General features: G+C 42.2%; 12 protein-coding genes. 5 read left to right on the top strand and 7 right to left on the bottom strand.

Annotated features, from left to right (window positions below; translation table 11 throughout):
- The first annotated feature begins 51 nt into the window (after window positions 1-51).
- A complete protein-coding gene (locus J0X14_RS08975; protein ID WP_207097412.1) occupies window positions 52-2,472 on the top strand; it encodes a TonB-dependent receptor domain-containing protein in 2,421 nt (806 codons plus the stop codon).
- Window positions 2,473-2,654: 182 nt separating this feature from the next.
- Here the strand turns inward: J0X14_RS08975 and J0X14_RS08970 are convergent, their stop codons facing one another.
- The 4 genes from J0X14_RS08970 to J0X14_RS08955 all read right to left on the bottom strand — a co-directional run bounded on the left by J0X14_RS08970 (window position 2,655) and on the right by J0X14_RS08955 (window position 9,006).
- Window positions 2,655-4,085 (bottom strand): TolC family protein, encoded by a 1,431-nt coding sequence (locus J0X14_RS08970; RefSeq protein WP_242527964.1) that lies wholly within the window; start codon window positions 4,083-4,085, stop codon window positions 2,655-2,657.
- Window positions 4,072-7,338, bottom strand: a complete 3,267-nt coding sequence (locus J0X14_RS08965; protein WP_207097410.1) for an efflux RND transporter permease subunit — start codon at window positions 7,336-7,338, stop codon at window positions 4,072-4,074. Before J0X14_RS08965 ends, J0X14_RS08970 begins: the two co-directional genes overlap by 14 nt.
- Before the next feature lie 24 nt (window positions 7,339-7,362).
- Entirely contained in the window at window positions 7,363-8,445 is a 1,083-nt protein-coding gene (locus J0X14_RS08960) for an efflux RND transporter periplasmic adaptor subunit (RefSeq protein WP_207097409.1), read from the bottom strand.
- A gap of 156 nt (window positions 8,446-8,601) precedes the next feature.
- Entirely contained in the window at window positions 8,602-9,006 is a 405-nt protein-coding gene (locus J0X14_RS08955; RefSeq protein ID WP_207097408.1) for a hypothetical protein, read from the bottom strand.
- Between the two features lie 225 nt (window positions 9,007-9,231).
- Between J0X14_RS08955 and J0X14_RS08950 the strand changes: the two genes are divergently transcribed.
- The 3 genes from J0X14_RS08950 (at window position 9,232) to J0X14_RS08940 (ending at window position 11,010) form a co-directional block, all read left to right on the top strand.
- Window positions 9,232-9,807, top strand: a complete 576-nt coding sequence (locus J0X14_RS08950; RefSeq protein WP_207097407.1) for a Crp/Fnr family transcriptional regulator — start codon at window positions 9,232-9,234, stop codon at window positions 9,805-9,807.
- Window positions 9,808-9,873: 66 nt separating this feature from the next.
- Window positions 9,874-10,314 carry a carboxymuconolactone decarboxylase family protein gene (locus tag J0X14_RS08945; protein WP_207097406.1) on the top strand — a complete coding sequence of 147 codons (441 nt, stop codon included), beginning with the start codon at window positions 9,874-9,876 and terminating at the stop codon, window positions 10,312-10,314.
- Between the two features lie 114 nt (window positions 10,315-10,428).
- Window positions 10,429-11,010, top strand: coding sequence for a hypothetical protein (locus J0X14_RS08940; RefSeq protein ID WP_207097405.1), 582 nt, complete (start codon window positions 10,429-10,431; stop codon window positions 11,008-11,010).
- Window positions 11,011-11,048: 38 nt separating this feature from the next.
- Here J0X14_RS08940 and carB read toward each other — a convergent pair whose 3' ends face one another.
- Together carB and rpmH are read right to left on the bottom strand one after the other, a co-directional pair.
- On the bottom strand, window positions 11,049-13,901 hold the full coding sequence (gene carB, locus J0X14_RS08935) for a carbamoyl-phosphate synthase large subunit (protein ID WP_207097404.1): 2,853 nt from the start codon (window positions 13,899-13,901) through the stop codon (window positions 11,049-11,051).
- 98 nt (window positions 13,902-13,999) lie between these two features.
- Complete coding sequence (gene rpmH / locus J0X14_RS08930; RefSeq protein ID WP_072882462.1) at window positions 14,000-14,158, bottom strand: 50S ribosomal protein L34; 159 nt, start codon at window positions 14,156-14,158, stop codon at window positions 14,000-14,002.
- 170 nt (window positions 14,159-14,328) lie between these two features.
- Between rpmH and J0X14_RS08925 the strand changes: the two genes are divergently transcribed.
- A complete protein-coding gene (locus tag J0X14_RS08925) occupies window positions 14,329-14,844 on the top strand; it encodes a DUF2892 domain-containing protein (RefSeq protein WP_207097403.1) in 516 nt (171 codons plus the stop codon).
- 121 nt (window positions 14,845-14,965) lie between these two features.
- Here J0X14_RS08925 and J0X14_RS08920 read toward each other — a convergent pair whose 3' ends face one another.
- Window positions 14,966-15,928, bottom strand: a complete 963-nt coding sequence (locus J0X14_RS08920) for a lytic transglycosylase domain-containing protein (RefSeq protein WP_207097402.1) — start codon at window positions 15,926-15,928, stop codon at window positions 14,966-14,968.
- Window positions 15,929-15,956 lie beyond the last annotated feature (28 nt).

The following is a 15,956-nucleotide window of genomic DNA, read 5'->3' as shown; positions in this document are numbered from 1 at the left end:
TATGGGATACGGCCTTGATCATATGTACTTTTTAAAGGCAATACTTAAAATATGAGCATACACTATTCAAGCACATTATGGATTCTTTGTGCTTTGATATTTCCTTTTGCGCTGTTAGCACAAACCACTTCTGTAAATGTTTCAGGTATCATCAAGGACAAGGGTACTGGTGAAAATTTACCCTATGTGAATGTGGTATTGAAAAAATCGGATGACTTGACTTTTGTGTTGGGCACCATATCTGATGAAGATGGATTTTTCACTCTCTCGGACACCCAACCGGGAGATTATGTTTTGGAAGTAACTTATTTGGGATACCAAAAATACAACACCCCACTCTTTGTTGGTTCCAACTCTGCATTTCTTGATTTGGGCACCCTCTTCTTAGAGGAAAATGTGCAACAATTGAATGAGGTAGTGGTAACAACCAAACAAGACGAGATTACCGGTGCATTGGATAAAAAATCTTATAGTGTAGATAAAAACCTAAGCCAAGGCGGTGGCAGCGTGCTTCAAGCCATGAACAACCTCCCCGGTGTCACCGTTCAAGATGGGCAAGTACAACTTAGAGGTAATGATCAAGTGGTTGTCCTTATTGACGGAAAGCAAACTGCCATCACAGGGTTTGGAAACCAAAATGGCCTGGATAATATTCCTGCTTCCGCCATAGCAGAAATAGAAATCATCAATAATCCTTCTTCAAAATACGATGCAAATGGGAATGCGGGTATCATCAATATCAAAATGAAGAAAGAAAGTCAAGAAGGATTGAACGGTACCATTGGACTGACCGCAGGTTTAGGTGCATTGTGGGTACGAAAAGAGAATCTCCCTGGGATTCGGCCCCAATACACCGCCACACCTAAAATAAATCCTTCGCTATCCCTAAACTATCGAAAAAACAAGGTCAATCTCTTTATACAGGCCGACAATCTTTACACGGAAACCCTTAACAAAAATGAGTTTGTTACCAGGGTCTATGACGATGGAACGGTGATAGACCAACAGTTGAAACGAAACAGAGATACCAACTTTTTCACCTCAAATGCAGGGATGGATTGGTTCATAGATGATCAAAATACGCTAACCGTTTCTGGATTTTTTAGTCAGGAGAGCATAAAAGATTATGGGGACCAGCCATTTTTTAATGGTAACACCAACGAAAATCTTAGGCTTTGGCAGTTTTTGGAAGATGAAGTATTAACGGCCATAATGGGCTCGGTAGTCTATGAACATAAATTTAAGCAACCTGGGCATAAACTAAATATTGGGTTCAACTATACATTTGATAGGGAAGATGAAAAATATTTCTTTACCAACACCAATCCTACTTTTACAACAGATGAATCCTTTTTTTTGATTGCCGACCAAAAGGTGGCTGACTTGACTTTGGATTACACAAAACCTTTGAAACATGGTTTGCTGGAAACTGGGCTGAAACTTCGTAGAAGAACAATCCCCACGGATATGCAATTCAATCCCTCTGCAAACAATTCGGTGTTGGACACTGGTGCCGATGGTGTTGCCACCTACAAAGAAACCATTCCGGCATTTTACGGAAACTATACCTACGAAGTCCAAAAATGGGAAGCCGAAATTGGGTTACGTATGGAGTATGTGGATCTACAATATGATGTTGACCCCAGCCACAATACGTATCAAAGCGATGGTTATAATTATTTTCAGCCGTTTCCAAATGCCAGGCTTACCTATAAAATAAATAAAAACAATAGATTGTCTGCTTTTTACAATAGAAGGGTAGATCGTCCGGATGAAGTGGATATCCGTATTTTTCCAAAGTATGATGATGCTGAAATCATAAAAGTGGGGAATCCGGCCTTGCAACCCCAATTCACCAACAGTTTTGAGCTTGGGTATAAGAACAGTTGGTACAACGGATTTTTGTACGGTTCAGGTTATTATCGTATTTCAGATGGAACCATTACGCGGGTGGCCACTACCGTAGATGATTCAAATCTCATTTACAATACCTCTCAAAATGCAGGAAAAAGTCATAACACTGGTTTGGAGCTGATTTTTAATCAAGAACTTTCGGATAAAGTAAACTTTAACTTGAATTTAAATGGATATTATAATCAAATTGATGCCTTTTCCATAATGAACAAATATCCTGTGGCACACACCTTCAATTCTGAACAACAAGATGTTTATTCTGGGAACATTAAATTGAACACCAATCTAAAATTAGGTGGAAACACTGAAGCCCAATTCACCGCCATTTATTTAGCACCAGACATTATTCCGCAGGGTACTATAGATTCAAGATTTTCGCTTGATCTCGGTATTAAAAAAATGATTCAAAATGGAAAAGGGGAATTGTTCCTCAACGCAACCGACCTATTCAACACCATGGTAATAAAAAAAGAAATTGACGGGAGTAATTTTTCATACACCAGTTCTGACTATTATGAAACTCAGGTAATCCGAATTGGTTACAATTATAAATTTTGAATTTCTAAAGAAAGATTGCTCGACTTGGACAAGTTATTTATAATTGATAAAATTCAAATTTTCAGTTCTTTAAAAAATTAGAAAGCCCATGATACAATTGTAACATGGGCTTTCACTTTTGAGATAACCGATAGCTTGTTAAGTAGGAACAACAACACTATTTAATCTCGATTTGGGGCAATCTAATTCCAGCCACCTCCCAGGGCCCGGTACATGGTGACCTGGGCCAGCATCTGGTCTTTTTTGGTCTCTACCAGTTCCATTCGGGATTCCAATGCTTCACGCTGAGCCAACAACACCTCAATGTATTCCACTCTCGCGGATCGGAACAAACGTGTGGACAGGTCTATGGATTCGGTTAGGGCTTTTACTTGACCTTCTTTTAATTCATAGCTCTTTTTTAAGTTGTCGATGTTGGACAACTGATTGGCCACTTCGATATAGGCGTTTAAAATGGCCTTTTCATATTCATAAACCGCTTGCAACTGTCGGTCTGTAGCATTCTTATATTGAGCCTTGATTGCATTTCTGTTGATCAGAGGTGTTACCATATCCCCCATCACGGAATACAACACCGATTCTGGGGTTGTGGTCAAATACTTTGTATCAAATGCTTGCAATCCTGCTCCTGCCTTTATGGTGAACTGGGGATAAAAACTGGCCTTGGCCGCTTTGGTATCCAACTTGGCGGCTGCCAATTCAAATTCCGCTTGGCGCACATCCGGACGGTTTTGCAATAATTGCGAAGGTATCCCGGCATACATAAGATCAATAGGCGTATCAATGAAATTATCCGAGACCCTTTGAATATGTTGTGGCGACCTCCCGATTAAGAAATTGAGTTGGTTCTCCGTTTCCACGATTTCCTGCTGGATTTCATACTTATGGCTTTGATTTTTCATTACCTCTGCCTGAAAACGTTTTACGGCCAACTCAGTAGCTCTAGCTGCCTGCTTCTGCAGTTTTACCATCCTTAGGGCATTCTGCTGAATCTCCAAATTTTGGTCAATGATGGCCAATTGGTTGTCCAACGCCATCAACTCATAGTAGGAGTCCGCAATCTCTGCTACCAAATTGGTCACCATAAAGTTTTTACCTTCAACACTGGACAGATATTCAAAAACCGCTACTTTTTTCTCGTTGCGCAACTTCTTCCAAACATCCAATTCCCATGTGGCAAAGGCTCCCACTCCATAATTGGTCAAGGGTTCAGGGAACTCCTCCCCTTCCTTAACCTCGAGGTTCTTCTCCACAGCGCCATTACGAGTATACTCTCCTACTTTTTCCACTTCCGCTCCGGCTTGGATATTGACAAAGGGAAGGTATTCCCCTTTTTTAGCCTGAATTACATTCTTGGCCATATCCACTTGTTGGAGCATAATGTTCAACTCTTGGTTGTTCACCAAAGCGGTATCAATCAACACAACGAGATTGGGGTCTTTAAAAAACTCCTTCCACTGCACCAAGCCTGTATTTGTAGTATCGGTGGATTGATTCTGATACTGCTCAGGGACGGAAGTATTTTCATCCCGAATCTCCCGCGTAGGCACACAAGAATACAGGGCCACTACAGCGAGAACGCCTATCACAAATGATTTTCTATTCTTCATCATTATTCCCTTTTTTCTTATTGTTTCCATTTCTTGTGGTCATTTTTTTCAAAAGTCGATTCACTTCACGCAAACGAGCCCGAAGTTTACTATCATCTCTAGTTTTGAAGAACTCTTCGGAAATTGGTTCATCGTGTTCATCCTTGATGAGGCTCTTGCCTTCAGCCATTTTAGCGAAGATGTAGTAGAGACCTGGAATCACCAATACCCCAAATACAGTACCGATGAGCATTCCACCTAAGGCGGAACCACCGATAGTTCGGTTTCCAATGGCCCCTGCTCCTGTAGCAACAACCAAGGGAATTAAACCAGCGATGAAGGCAAATGAGGTCATCAAAATAGGTCGGAACCGCTGTTTGGACCCCTCGATGGCCGCAGCCAAGATGGTGGCGCCCTGTCGATGCTTCTGCACCGCAAACTCCACAATCAATACTGCGTTTTTACCCAACAGCCCTACCAGCATAATCATACCAATCTGGGCGTAAACGTCATTGGACAATCCCATGACTTTCAACAGGAAGAAGGAACCAAACACCCCAACGGGTAAGGACAAAATCACCGCGAGTGGTAACAAGAAACTTTCATATTGGGCGGCCAATACGAGATATACGAAAATCAACACCACAATAAAAATGTAGATGGATTCATTACCGCGTTGTGCCTCATCATAGGAAAGCCCTTCCCAAGCAATGTCGTACCCTCGTGGTAGACTCTGCTCGGCCACTTCCTGAATGGCCTTGATGGCATCCCCACTGGTAAATCCAGCAGCAGGAAGTCCGCGAATGGCTGCCGAATTATAGAGATTGTAACGTGTAATTTCATTCGGGCCAAGCTTTTTCTCCATCGTCATGAAGGCAGAATAAGGAACCATTTCGCCCTCTTCGTTCTTCACAAACAACTTCTCCAGGTCCGAAGGCATGCCCCGATATTCGGGAGCAGCTTGGGTATACACCTTAAAGAAGCGTCCAAAGCGGATAAAACCCTGTTCATAGGTACTACCAATAAGAATGTTCAGGTTTTCCATGGCCCTACCAATGGATACTCCCTTCTGCATGGCAGCCTTATTGTTGATTTTCAACTCGTACTGCGGATAATTGGCTGCAAAAAAAGTAAACAAACCTGTTAACTCCTTGCGCTCGCGAAGTGCATCCATAAACTCATTGTTGATACGTTCAAACTCATGGTAATCGGTACCATTGGTCTTATCCAACAAACGCATGGAGAAACCACCGGAAGAACCAAAACCTGGCACAGCGGGGGGCTCAAAGTATTCAATTACTGCACCCAGGTCCTTGGTCTCTTCTTCCAACTCTTCCATAATTTCATGTACGGAGTGTTCCCGTTGCGACCATGGTTTTAAGTTGATCAAACAAGTCCCGGCATTGGAACCACGACCTTCAGTCATGATTTCATAACCGGCCAATGACGAAACCGACTCAACACCTTCAGTCTCCTCACATATCTTTTGAAGTTTTCGGGCCACTTCATTGGTCCTCTCCAAGGTAGCTCCGGGAGGGGTCTGGATGATGGCATAGATCATTCCTTGATCTTCATTGGGGATAAATCCGGCAGGCAATACCTGATTGGTAAAGAAAATCCCGGCACAAAACGCCAACAATACCCCAAAGGTGATTACTCTTCGATTTACAATCTTGTTCAGCACACCAACATACCTTCCCGTAAGCTTTTCAAACTTGGCATTGAACCAATCAATGAAACGGTTTACAGGTGATTTTCTACGTGGTTTGCCATGTGTGTTCTTCAACATCATGGCGCAAAGCACTGGGGTCAAGGTCAAGGCCACAATAGCCGAGATGACAATAGATCCTGCCATGGTAATGGAGAACTGCCGATAAAACACCCCAACTGGACCAGTCATGAAGGAAATGGGAATAAAAACCGAGGTCATTACCAAGGTAATGGCGATGATGGCCCCACCAATTTCCCCCAACACTTCATACGAAGCTTTGTAAGGCGTAAGGTTTTCTTCGTGCATCTTTACGTGAACGGCTTCCACCACCACAATGGCGTTATCCACCACAATACCAATTGCCAATACAAGGGCAAACAAAGTAATCAGGTTGATGGACAGTCCGAAGAGTTGCATCACAAAGAAGGCTCCAATCAAGGAAACAGGTACGGCGATAATCGGAATAAGTGTAGACCGCCAATCCCCCAAGAACAGGAACACCACAATGGCCACCAAAATAAAGGCATCTCGAAGGGTGTGGAGTACCTGTTCTATGGAGGCATCCAAGAAGTTGGAAACGTCATAACTGATTTTGTAATCGATTCCCGGAGGCATTTCCGCTTCCAGTTCCTTCAGTTTATCTTTCACCGCAGCGATAACATCACTACCATTACTACCAAAGGTTTGCTTCAATACGATGGACGCCGACGGCTTACCATCCAAGTTGGAATAAATATCAAAGAACTCACTTCCGAGTTCTACATCGGCCAAATCACCCAATTTCAAGATTTCTCCTTCTTCATTGGCCTTGATGATGATATCCTTATATTGTTCCGGTTCACTGTACCGGTCTTGATACACCAATACATACTCCAACGACTGGGCTTTTTTACCGGAGCTTCGTCCCAATCGGCCTGGACGTGCCAAAATACTTTGGTCTTCCATGGCCTCTAAAACCTCTTCGGCCGAAACATTGTATGCCCGCATACGGTCTGGCTTTAACCAAACGCGCATGGCAAATTTACGGCTACCCAATATCTGGGCACTGGCAATACCATTGATCCGCTGGATTTCAGGAATCATTTTGGTATAGGCATAGTTGTAAAGGAATTTTTCGTCGTTGTTCTTGGCGTCACTGTATAGGTTCACGTACATCAACATACTGGGCTGTACGGGGGTGATGATGACACCTTCACGCTGCACCAACTCGGGAAGCAGCGGCATTACTTGGTCTACCCGGGTCTTTACCCGAACCACCGCTTGATTGGGGTCGGTTCCAGGTTCAAAGATTACACGCAATGTACCTTCTCCGGCACTAGTAGCATCGGAGGCAATATATCGCATGCCCTGTACTCCATTTATGGAAGTTTCCAAAGGAATCAGGGTTGATTTCACCAACACGTCCGCACTTGATCCCGGATAGGCGATAAAAATATTGACCGTGGTTGGCGCAATCTGTGGAAACTGCGATATGGGTAATTGCTTTATAGCGAGTAGACCGGTAAAGACAATGATCACCGAGATCACAATTGCCAATACGGGCCTATGGATAAATTTTTTAAACATCTTTTAGAAGATTAAGGATTTGTGCTACTCCGTGTATAACTCTAGGTTGGACAAAACCTCCTCCGGTTTCTCAAAGTCGTAATGGATTTTCTCTCCGTTACGCACCATTCGGATTCCTTCCAACAACACCTTATCATTTTCCGATAATCCTTTTTCCACTACAAAGAGATGAGGCAGTTCTGCTCCTATGGTAATCTCACGTTGTTGCACCTTGTCGTCTTTGTCCACAACGAAAACATACTTTTTATCCAATACCTCAAATGTGGCCTTTTGGGGAATGAGCATGGCATTGTCCAGCGGGACCCGCATCAAAATACTTCCGGTCTCCCCATGACGGAGGATACCTTCTGGATTATCGAAAGTGGCCCTGAAAGCGATGTTACCGGTTTCATTGTTGAACTCTCCTTCAATGGTTTCCACAATTCCTGAATGATTGAACTTTTTATTGTTGGCCATAAGAAGGTCAACGGATTGTTTGCTATCCTTTTTGGCACTGGTGATATAATCCAAGTACTCGGCTTCGGGCACGTTAAAGTAGACCCACATTTTACTGTTGTCGGAAAGGGTGGTCAAGAGTTCGCCTTCATCCAAAAGGCTGCCCTCCCTGGCTTCGAGGTGGTCCATAATGCCATCAAAGGGAGCACGGATATCAGTAAATCCCAAGTGTGTTTCAGCTAGGGTGACTTCCGCCTTTGCTCTATTGTATTCGGCTTTGGCCATGGCCAATTCATTTTCGGAAACTACGTTGCCATCAGCCAACAATTTGGTGTTTTTGTATTCGATTTCGGCCACTTCAGCCTCTGCTTTGGCCTTTTGCAAATCCGCTTCGTACACATTGGGCATAATGTGGAACATCTGTTGGCCCTTTTTTACATGCTGGCCTTCATCAACAGAAATGTGCTGTAAATATCCTTTTTCCAAAGCCCTGAGCTCAATATGTCTAATGGAATGGATTTGGCACACATAGTCTTTGGTAATGGAAGTGTCCTTTTTAATGGGACTGCTCACTAGGAATTTGGTTTCGTCCTTTTTTTCGTGTTTCTTGGACTCGCAGCTTGTATGGCTGAGCAATACAAACAAGCCAATGAACATGGGAATTCTCCTCATAATGTTACGGGTTTAAAAAAATTGGTGTATTGAAAAATTTGGCAGGGAAGCCCAAATCTGACTGTGTATGGACTTGCCCCAGGTTATTGAATATGATTCAATGGGTTGATGATAAGTGGCCCTATACAGATATAGACCTACTTGAGAAGTGTAATTCTAAATTCGAAAAACTTGAAATTGAATATGCCGCTTATAGGGCGCAGTAATTGAAGTGGGTTGGAATAACCCATGGTTTATTTCTAGTTCACGAAATTCTTGCCCAGAAACTGAGGGATAAAAAAAGGCAGTAAAGTAACTGCCAAATTGTAAATCAGAACTATAAGATGCAAAATCCTCGTCTTTTTCCTCTTGTTCTTCAACATCGGTTATCTCAGCAAAAAGGCTTTTTTCAATTCCGACCAAAGGAGTGTCCACCGAGGCGTGGCCAAGGAACTCATATTGTGAAAAGCAAGCATTTTCATTTTCTATACTGTCTTGTACGTCAGCATATAAATGATTGATGAATCCTCCCAACAATAGGATGCAGAGTGGAAACAAATATCTTTTTAACGCTTTTCTCATTTGGGGAACAAAACTATGTCACGGGGATTTGCCGCACAAATTGTCATTGTTAATTATGGTTAAAATTGTCATAGCTCCTATCATTTTTACAAAAAAGCTTATAGTTTTTTCATATAATTCAATTAAGTGCAAAATTCTTTATATTGTTTTAACAAAAATTTATCGATAAACGGTTAAGAGTCAAGAAAACGTTGAAGCTTCTTTCTTTTTACTTTTGGAACAACTATGTCTGAGCAACTCTTTGCACATATCAACAAGTTTGTCACCGTTAGCAATGAAGATTTTCAAAGGATCAACTCATTTTTTGAATCCCAAAGCGTATCCAAAAAGCAAATTTTAATGGAAGCGGGAAGTCCCTGTGACCAAAATTACTTTGTGCTCAGAGGTTGTCTTCATATGTACTTTACCAGTGAAAAAGGAGTGGAACGCACGGTTCAATTCGCAATTGACAATTGGTGGATGACCGATGGATTGGCATATTTGAACCAAACTAGGACAGATTTTAACATTCAAGCGGTTGAGGACACTGAATTGCTGTCTATATCCTACGAAAAACAGGAGCAATTGCTCAAAGAATTCCCTCAGCTTGAACGTTATTTTAGAATCATGTACCAAATTGGGTATGGCTCCTCCATCATGAAAATGAAATATCTGTTCGATTTTTCCAAAGAGGAGATCTACTTTCACTTTACCGAACACTTTCCCGAATTTGCCCAACGCGTCCCCCAATATTTGATTGCTTCTTTCTTAGGTCTTACCCCAGAATATGTGAGCGAGATACGGGCCAAAAAGCGTTCTTAAACCTGTTTAAGTTTTTTGAATACAGCATGAAATACCTTCGTTCCACATTCAAAAAACAATAAAAAAATGGAAAACAGAATTCAAATTGATGCCTTAGAACCTCAAGCCTTCAATGCCATGTTTGGGCTGGAAAAATATTTGCAAGAGGGCCAATTAAACAAAAACCATTACAAGCTCATTAAAATTCGAGCTAGCCAAATTAATGGTTGTGCGTTTTGCATTAACATGCATACAGAAGAAGCCCTGAAACTGGGAGAAAATCCAAAACGTTTGCTTTTGTTGGACGCTTGGTGGGACACCGACTTATATTCAGAAGAGGAACAAGTCATTCTTAAAATTACTGAAGAGGTCACCTTGGTTCATGAGAATGGTTTAACGCAGGAAACCTATGAAAAAGCTATGGAATTGTTTGATGGGAATTACCTTGCCCAAATCATTATGGCGGTAGTGACCATAAATGCTTGGAACCGGATTGCCATCAGTACCCACAAGCCTCTTGAGGGTTAAGGTTTACAATTGTAACAGATGATAAAGGCCCCGCTTTGCGGGGTTTTTTGGTTGCTTTTGGTTTGATTTTCAAATTGTTTATTTTTATTTCGTTCCAAATAGTTCAATCCCAATATGAAAATAAAAATCGTTCTCCTACTTACAGCTAGCCTAGCTCTTTCTTTAAGTTCCTGCATGGATGGTAAAAAGAAAACACCAGAGTCAACCACCAGCCAAGTTGAATTCCACAAAATAGTTGTTGATGATTATGAAATCGGTATTCCCAAGGACATGCAACAGACCACTGGTTTGAACAATGATGCCTCCCTTCAGCGTCAAAATATCCATAAAGAAATCTATACCATCGTCATTGATGAACCAAAAAAGGAGTTCATCACTGTGCTAAACGAACTGGATTATGGGGATGAATTCAATATTGCGCTATACAGGGATATTCAGTTAAAACGATTGGCAGAACGAATGCAAATCACCTATCAATCAGAGTCTACTCCAATGACCATTTCTGGATTGGAGGCCGAAGCCATTGAGATTGATGCCAAGGTGGATAACATTGGGGAAGAATTGAGCTATTTCCTAACGTTTATCGATGGAAAGAGCAAAATTCATATGGTGATGTCCTGGACCTTGAAAAGCAAAAAAAAGGAGCATAAAAAAACCTTTGAGACAATTGCTCAATCTTTTACTGTCAAAGATTAGGCGACCATCGCAAAGGTTTACTTTTTAATGTATTGGAATTACTTGCTCAAGTACATCTTTCTTCGGGAATATAAATTGTAAAACTCATCGTCTTTTAGACTATCGATAAACAAAATGCTCTCTCCGGTACTCTTCATTTCTGGCCCCAGGTTTTTGTTCACGTTAGGGAACTTGTTGAAGGAGAACACAGGTTGTTTTATAGCGTAGCCATCCAAATGTGGTTTAAAGTCAAAATCCTTGATCTTTTTCTCGCCCAGCATCACCTTGGTGGCAAAATTCACATACGGTTCACCGTAGGCCTTGGCGATAAAGGGGACCGTTCTGGATGCCCTTGGGTTCGCCTCAATAATGTAAACAATGTCATCCTTGATCGCAAACTGAATGTTGATCAACCCCACAGTGTTCAAAGCCAATGCAATTTTACGGGTATGGTCCTTGATTTGCTGCATGACAAATTCACCCAAGTTAAACGGTGGTAAAGTGGCATTGGAGTCTCCTGAATGAATCCCGCAGGGCTCAATGTGCTCCATGATACCGATGATATACACATCCTCCCCATCGCATATAGCATCTGCTTCTGCTTCAATAGCACCATCCAAATAATGATCCAAGAGCAGTTTGTTGTTTGGGATACTTCGCAACAAATCCACTACGTGGGCTTCCAATTCTTCCTTGTTGATCACAATTTTCATCCCTTGTCCCCCCAAAACATACGAAGGTCTTACCAAAAGTGGAAAGTTCAGCTCATCGGCCAAATCCAAGGCTTCTTCAGCGGTTTCCGCCACCCCGAATCTTGGGTAAGGTATGTCATTGTCTTTCAATAATGTGGAGAAGCTTCCTCGGTCCTCGGCTAAATCCAAGGATTTAAAGCTGGTTCCAATGATGTTGATACCGTATTTATCCAATTTTTCGGCCAGTTTCAATGCAGTCTGACCACCCAACTGTACAATAACCCCCTCAGGTTTTTCATGTCGGATAATATCGTAGATATGCTCCCAAAAAACAGGCTCAAAATACAGCTTGTCCGCAGTATCAAAATCCGTGGAAACGGTTTCCGGGTTACAGTTGATCATAATGGTCTCATAACCACATTCTGCTGCTGCCAAGACTCCATGCACACAGCAGTAGTCAAACTCTATCCCCTGCCCTATTCGGTTGGGGCCTGAACCCAGAACCACAATTTTTTTCTTATCGGTCACCACACTGTCATTGGCCACATAACGCTCCCCATCAGGCGTTTCAATCTCCTCCTCAAAAGTGGAATAATAATAAGGTGTAACGGCCTTAAATTCAGCCGCACAGGTGTCCACCAATTTATACACCCTGTTGATGCCCAAATCGGTACGCTTGGTATGCACTTCACTTTCGTAGCAATCCAACATGTGCGCTATCTGGCGGTCGGCAAAGCCTTTTTGTTTAGCTTCCAAAAGCAAGGCCTTGGGCAAGCTTTCAACCGTATATTTTGAAATTTCCATCTCCAAGAAGTGTAGTTCTTCATACTGTTTTAAGAACCACATATCTATTTTGGTGATGTCATGGATGCGTTTCAACGGTATACCCAGTTGAATGGCATCATAAATCACAAATACCCGATCCCAACTGGGCACTTTTAATTTTTGGATGATTTTTTCGTAATCTTTATATCCTTTTCCATCGGCGCCCAATCCATTTCGCTTGATTTCAAGGGATTGCGTGGCTTTATGCAGGGCTTCTTGGAACGAGCGACCAATGCCCATCACTTCCCCAACAGACTTCATCTGTAGCCCCAAAGCTCGGTCCGAACCTTCAAACTTGTCAAAGTTCCAACGTGGAATCTTTACAATGACGTAGTCCAAAGTGGGCTCAAACAAGGCCGAAGTAGATTTGGTAATTTGGTTGTCTAACTCATCCAAAGTATACCCAATCGCCAATTTGGCCGCAATCTTAGCAATGGGGTAGCCCGTTGCTTTTGAGGCCAAAGCTGAAGATCGAGACACCCTTGGGTTGATCTCGATGGCGATAATGTCTTCTTTTTCATCCGGGCTTACCGCAAACTGCACATTACACCCTCCAGCGAAATCCCCAATGCTGCGCATCATATGGATGGCCATATCCCTCATCCGCTGAAAAGTACGGTCCGAGAGGGTCATCGCAGGAGCCACGGTAATGGAATCCCCTGTGTGGATTCCCATCGGGTCCATATTTTCAATGGTACAGATGATGACCACATTGTCATTTTTATCGCGAAGCAGCTCCAACTCGTATTCTTTCCAGCCCATTAAGGCCTTGTCTATCATCACCTCGTGAATGGGCGATACTTCCAGACCATGGCTCAACATATCATCAAAATCCTCTGGATCGTAAACGATACCTGCTCCAGCCCCTCCAAGGGTAAATGAAGCCCTGATTACCAAGGGAAAACCGAACTCCTGTGCTATTTCCTTTCCTTTTAAAAAGGAGGTTGCGGAAGCCTGAGGAGGCATTCCAATGCCTATTTTCAGCATCAATTCCCGGAATTTCTCACGGTCTTCAGTGATGTTGATGGCATCAATATCCACACCAATAATTTCAACTCCAAAGTCTTCCCAAATTCCCTTTTCATCAGCCTCAATGCAAAGGTTCAATGCGGTTTGACCTCCCATGGTAGGCAAAACAGCATCAATATTGGGGTGATTCTTTAAAATCTCAACAATTGATTTGGTATTCAACGGTTTCAAATACACATGGTCTGCCATGGTGGGGTCTGTCATAATCGTAGCGGGGTTGCTATTGATCAAGATGGTCTCAATACCATCCTCGCGAAGCGACCGAAGTGCTTGGGAACCTGAATAATCGAACTCACATGCCTGACCAATGATGATGGGGCCAGAACCAATAATCAAAATGGATTTTAAATCTTTTCTTTTTGGCATTTTTATATAGGGTGTTACTCGTTTTCTTTTGTTGGCACGTCAAAAAAAAGGTGTTACTGGAAAAGTAACACCTTTAATTTAAATCTAAAATACTATCATTATTTTTTATGTCTTGGCTCAGAGGAAACAGTTAATCTTTTTCTTCCTTTGGCTCTTCTTCTCGCAAGAACTTTTCTACCATTGGCAGTCGCCATGCGCTCCCTAAAACCATGCTTGTTTCTTCTCTTCCTTTTTGACGGCTGATACGTTCTTTTCATTTCGGAACTCTTTTAATGGATTTTGTTCGTGGGAAAAGTAATCTTCCCGAAAAATTCTGGGCGCAAATATACAAAGACTTTTTATTTTGGCAAGTCAACCGCAAAAATATTTAAATTAGTTTTTAGTACTTTTGCCCCCTCGTTACTAAAAGGAAAAAATCAGCTGGAATATGTTCAACAAAAACATCAAACTTGTTATCGCCGCATTGATCATTGGATATGCCGTTTATCAATTTATTGAAGGGAATATTGGCAACGGAATTGCCTTGATTCTGTTTTCGTTGATTTTTATTTTCCTTTATTTTAGAAACGAAATGATTTTGTTGGCCTTTCTTCGGATGCGTAAACAGGACATGGAAGGTACGCAAAAGTGGTTGGACAAAATCAAGAACCCATCCGTCGCCTTGATTAAAAAGCAAGAGGGCTACTACAACTACTTACACGGTATCATCTATTCCCAAAAGAACCTGACCCAAGCGGAGAAATATTTTAAAAAGGCCTTGAAATTTGGTCTCACTATGGATTACGATGTGGCCATGACCAAATTGAGCTTGGCCGGTATTGCCATGCAAAAGCGCAGAAAGCGCGAAGCCACCCAATTGCTTCAGGAAGCCAAAAAGTTGGACAAAAACAACATGCTTACCGAACAGATCAAGATGATGCAGCAGCAGATGAAGAAGATCTAGCCATAAAAATCCCAAATTACAAAACCTAAATCCCAATTTCCTTTTTTGGAATTTGGAGCTTGGTGCTTAGCTTTTGCCGAATCAAGATTTTATACTCATTATCCCTTATCTGTATTTTTACCTACTGCCCAGCACTTCCAACTCGATAATACCCCTTATTTGGAATCTCGATAGTATACTTTTTACGGGATGCGTTGTTTAAATGTGGTTCACGCAACCAGGGGTTGTGCCTTTTGAGGACTTTGTAGTTGATTTCGTAAAGCTCGGCAAACTCCGCCCAGTTGGCCACGGGCTCATCCACTTCCACGGTAAAGGTGGGTACTTTTTCGTACATGTCTTTTTGCTCCAACTCAAAACCGTATTTTTCGGGATGGGAAATGATTTCCTTAATGGCCAATATCCGAAACACGTATCTTCCGGTCTCCTGCCCCAACAATAAGTCGTAGTAATCGTCCACCTGCTGGATACCCATATATTTTTGGATTCCAGCGGGTCCCGCGTTATAGGCAGCTGCTGTCAGGGTCCAAGTGCCAAAACGCTCTTTCCATTTATTCAAGTAATCGCAGGCCACTTGGGTAGATTTTTCCACATGGTAGCGTTCGTCCACATTATCATTTACCTCCAAGCCATACTCTCTTCCTGTTCCTTTCATAATTTGCCAAAAACCGGTTGCCCCTGCCGGAGAAACCAAATTTTCAAGACCACTTTCAGCCACGGCCAAATATTTAAAATCATCAGGGATGCCATTCTTCTTCAAAATGGGTTCGATAATTGGAAAATATTTGTTGGCACGTTTTATCAACAATACGGCGTTGGATTGCCAGTAGGTGTTCACCAAAAACTCGCGATCTACACGTTCCATGATCTCAGGATCTTCTTGGGGGACGGGTTCTCCTGCAAAATTCAAATCATCGGGAATGTCTATGGCACTAATCTGATAGGTATCTGCCACATTTTTATCCTTGGCCACAGGCTCCTTTACTGCGGGAGTCTCTTCCACTTCATTCGACTGCACCGCAAAAATCAGCGTGCTGACCACTGCGACCAATCCGATTAGAGCTAATATGTTTTTTAAGTATTTCATAGCAAAATCTTTTATTTGAGTACCGTAA

It is taken from the genome of Allomuricauda sp. CAU 1633 (assembly GCF_017313225.1).
Taxonomy (GTDB): Bacteria; Bacteroidota; Bacteroidia; order Flavobacteriales; family Flavobacteriaceae; genus Flagellimonas.
Note: the sequence above shows the minus strand (reverse complement) of the source record. Positions and strands in the feature narration are given on the sequence as shown.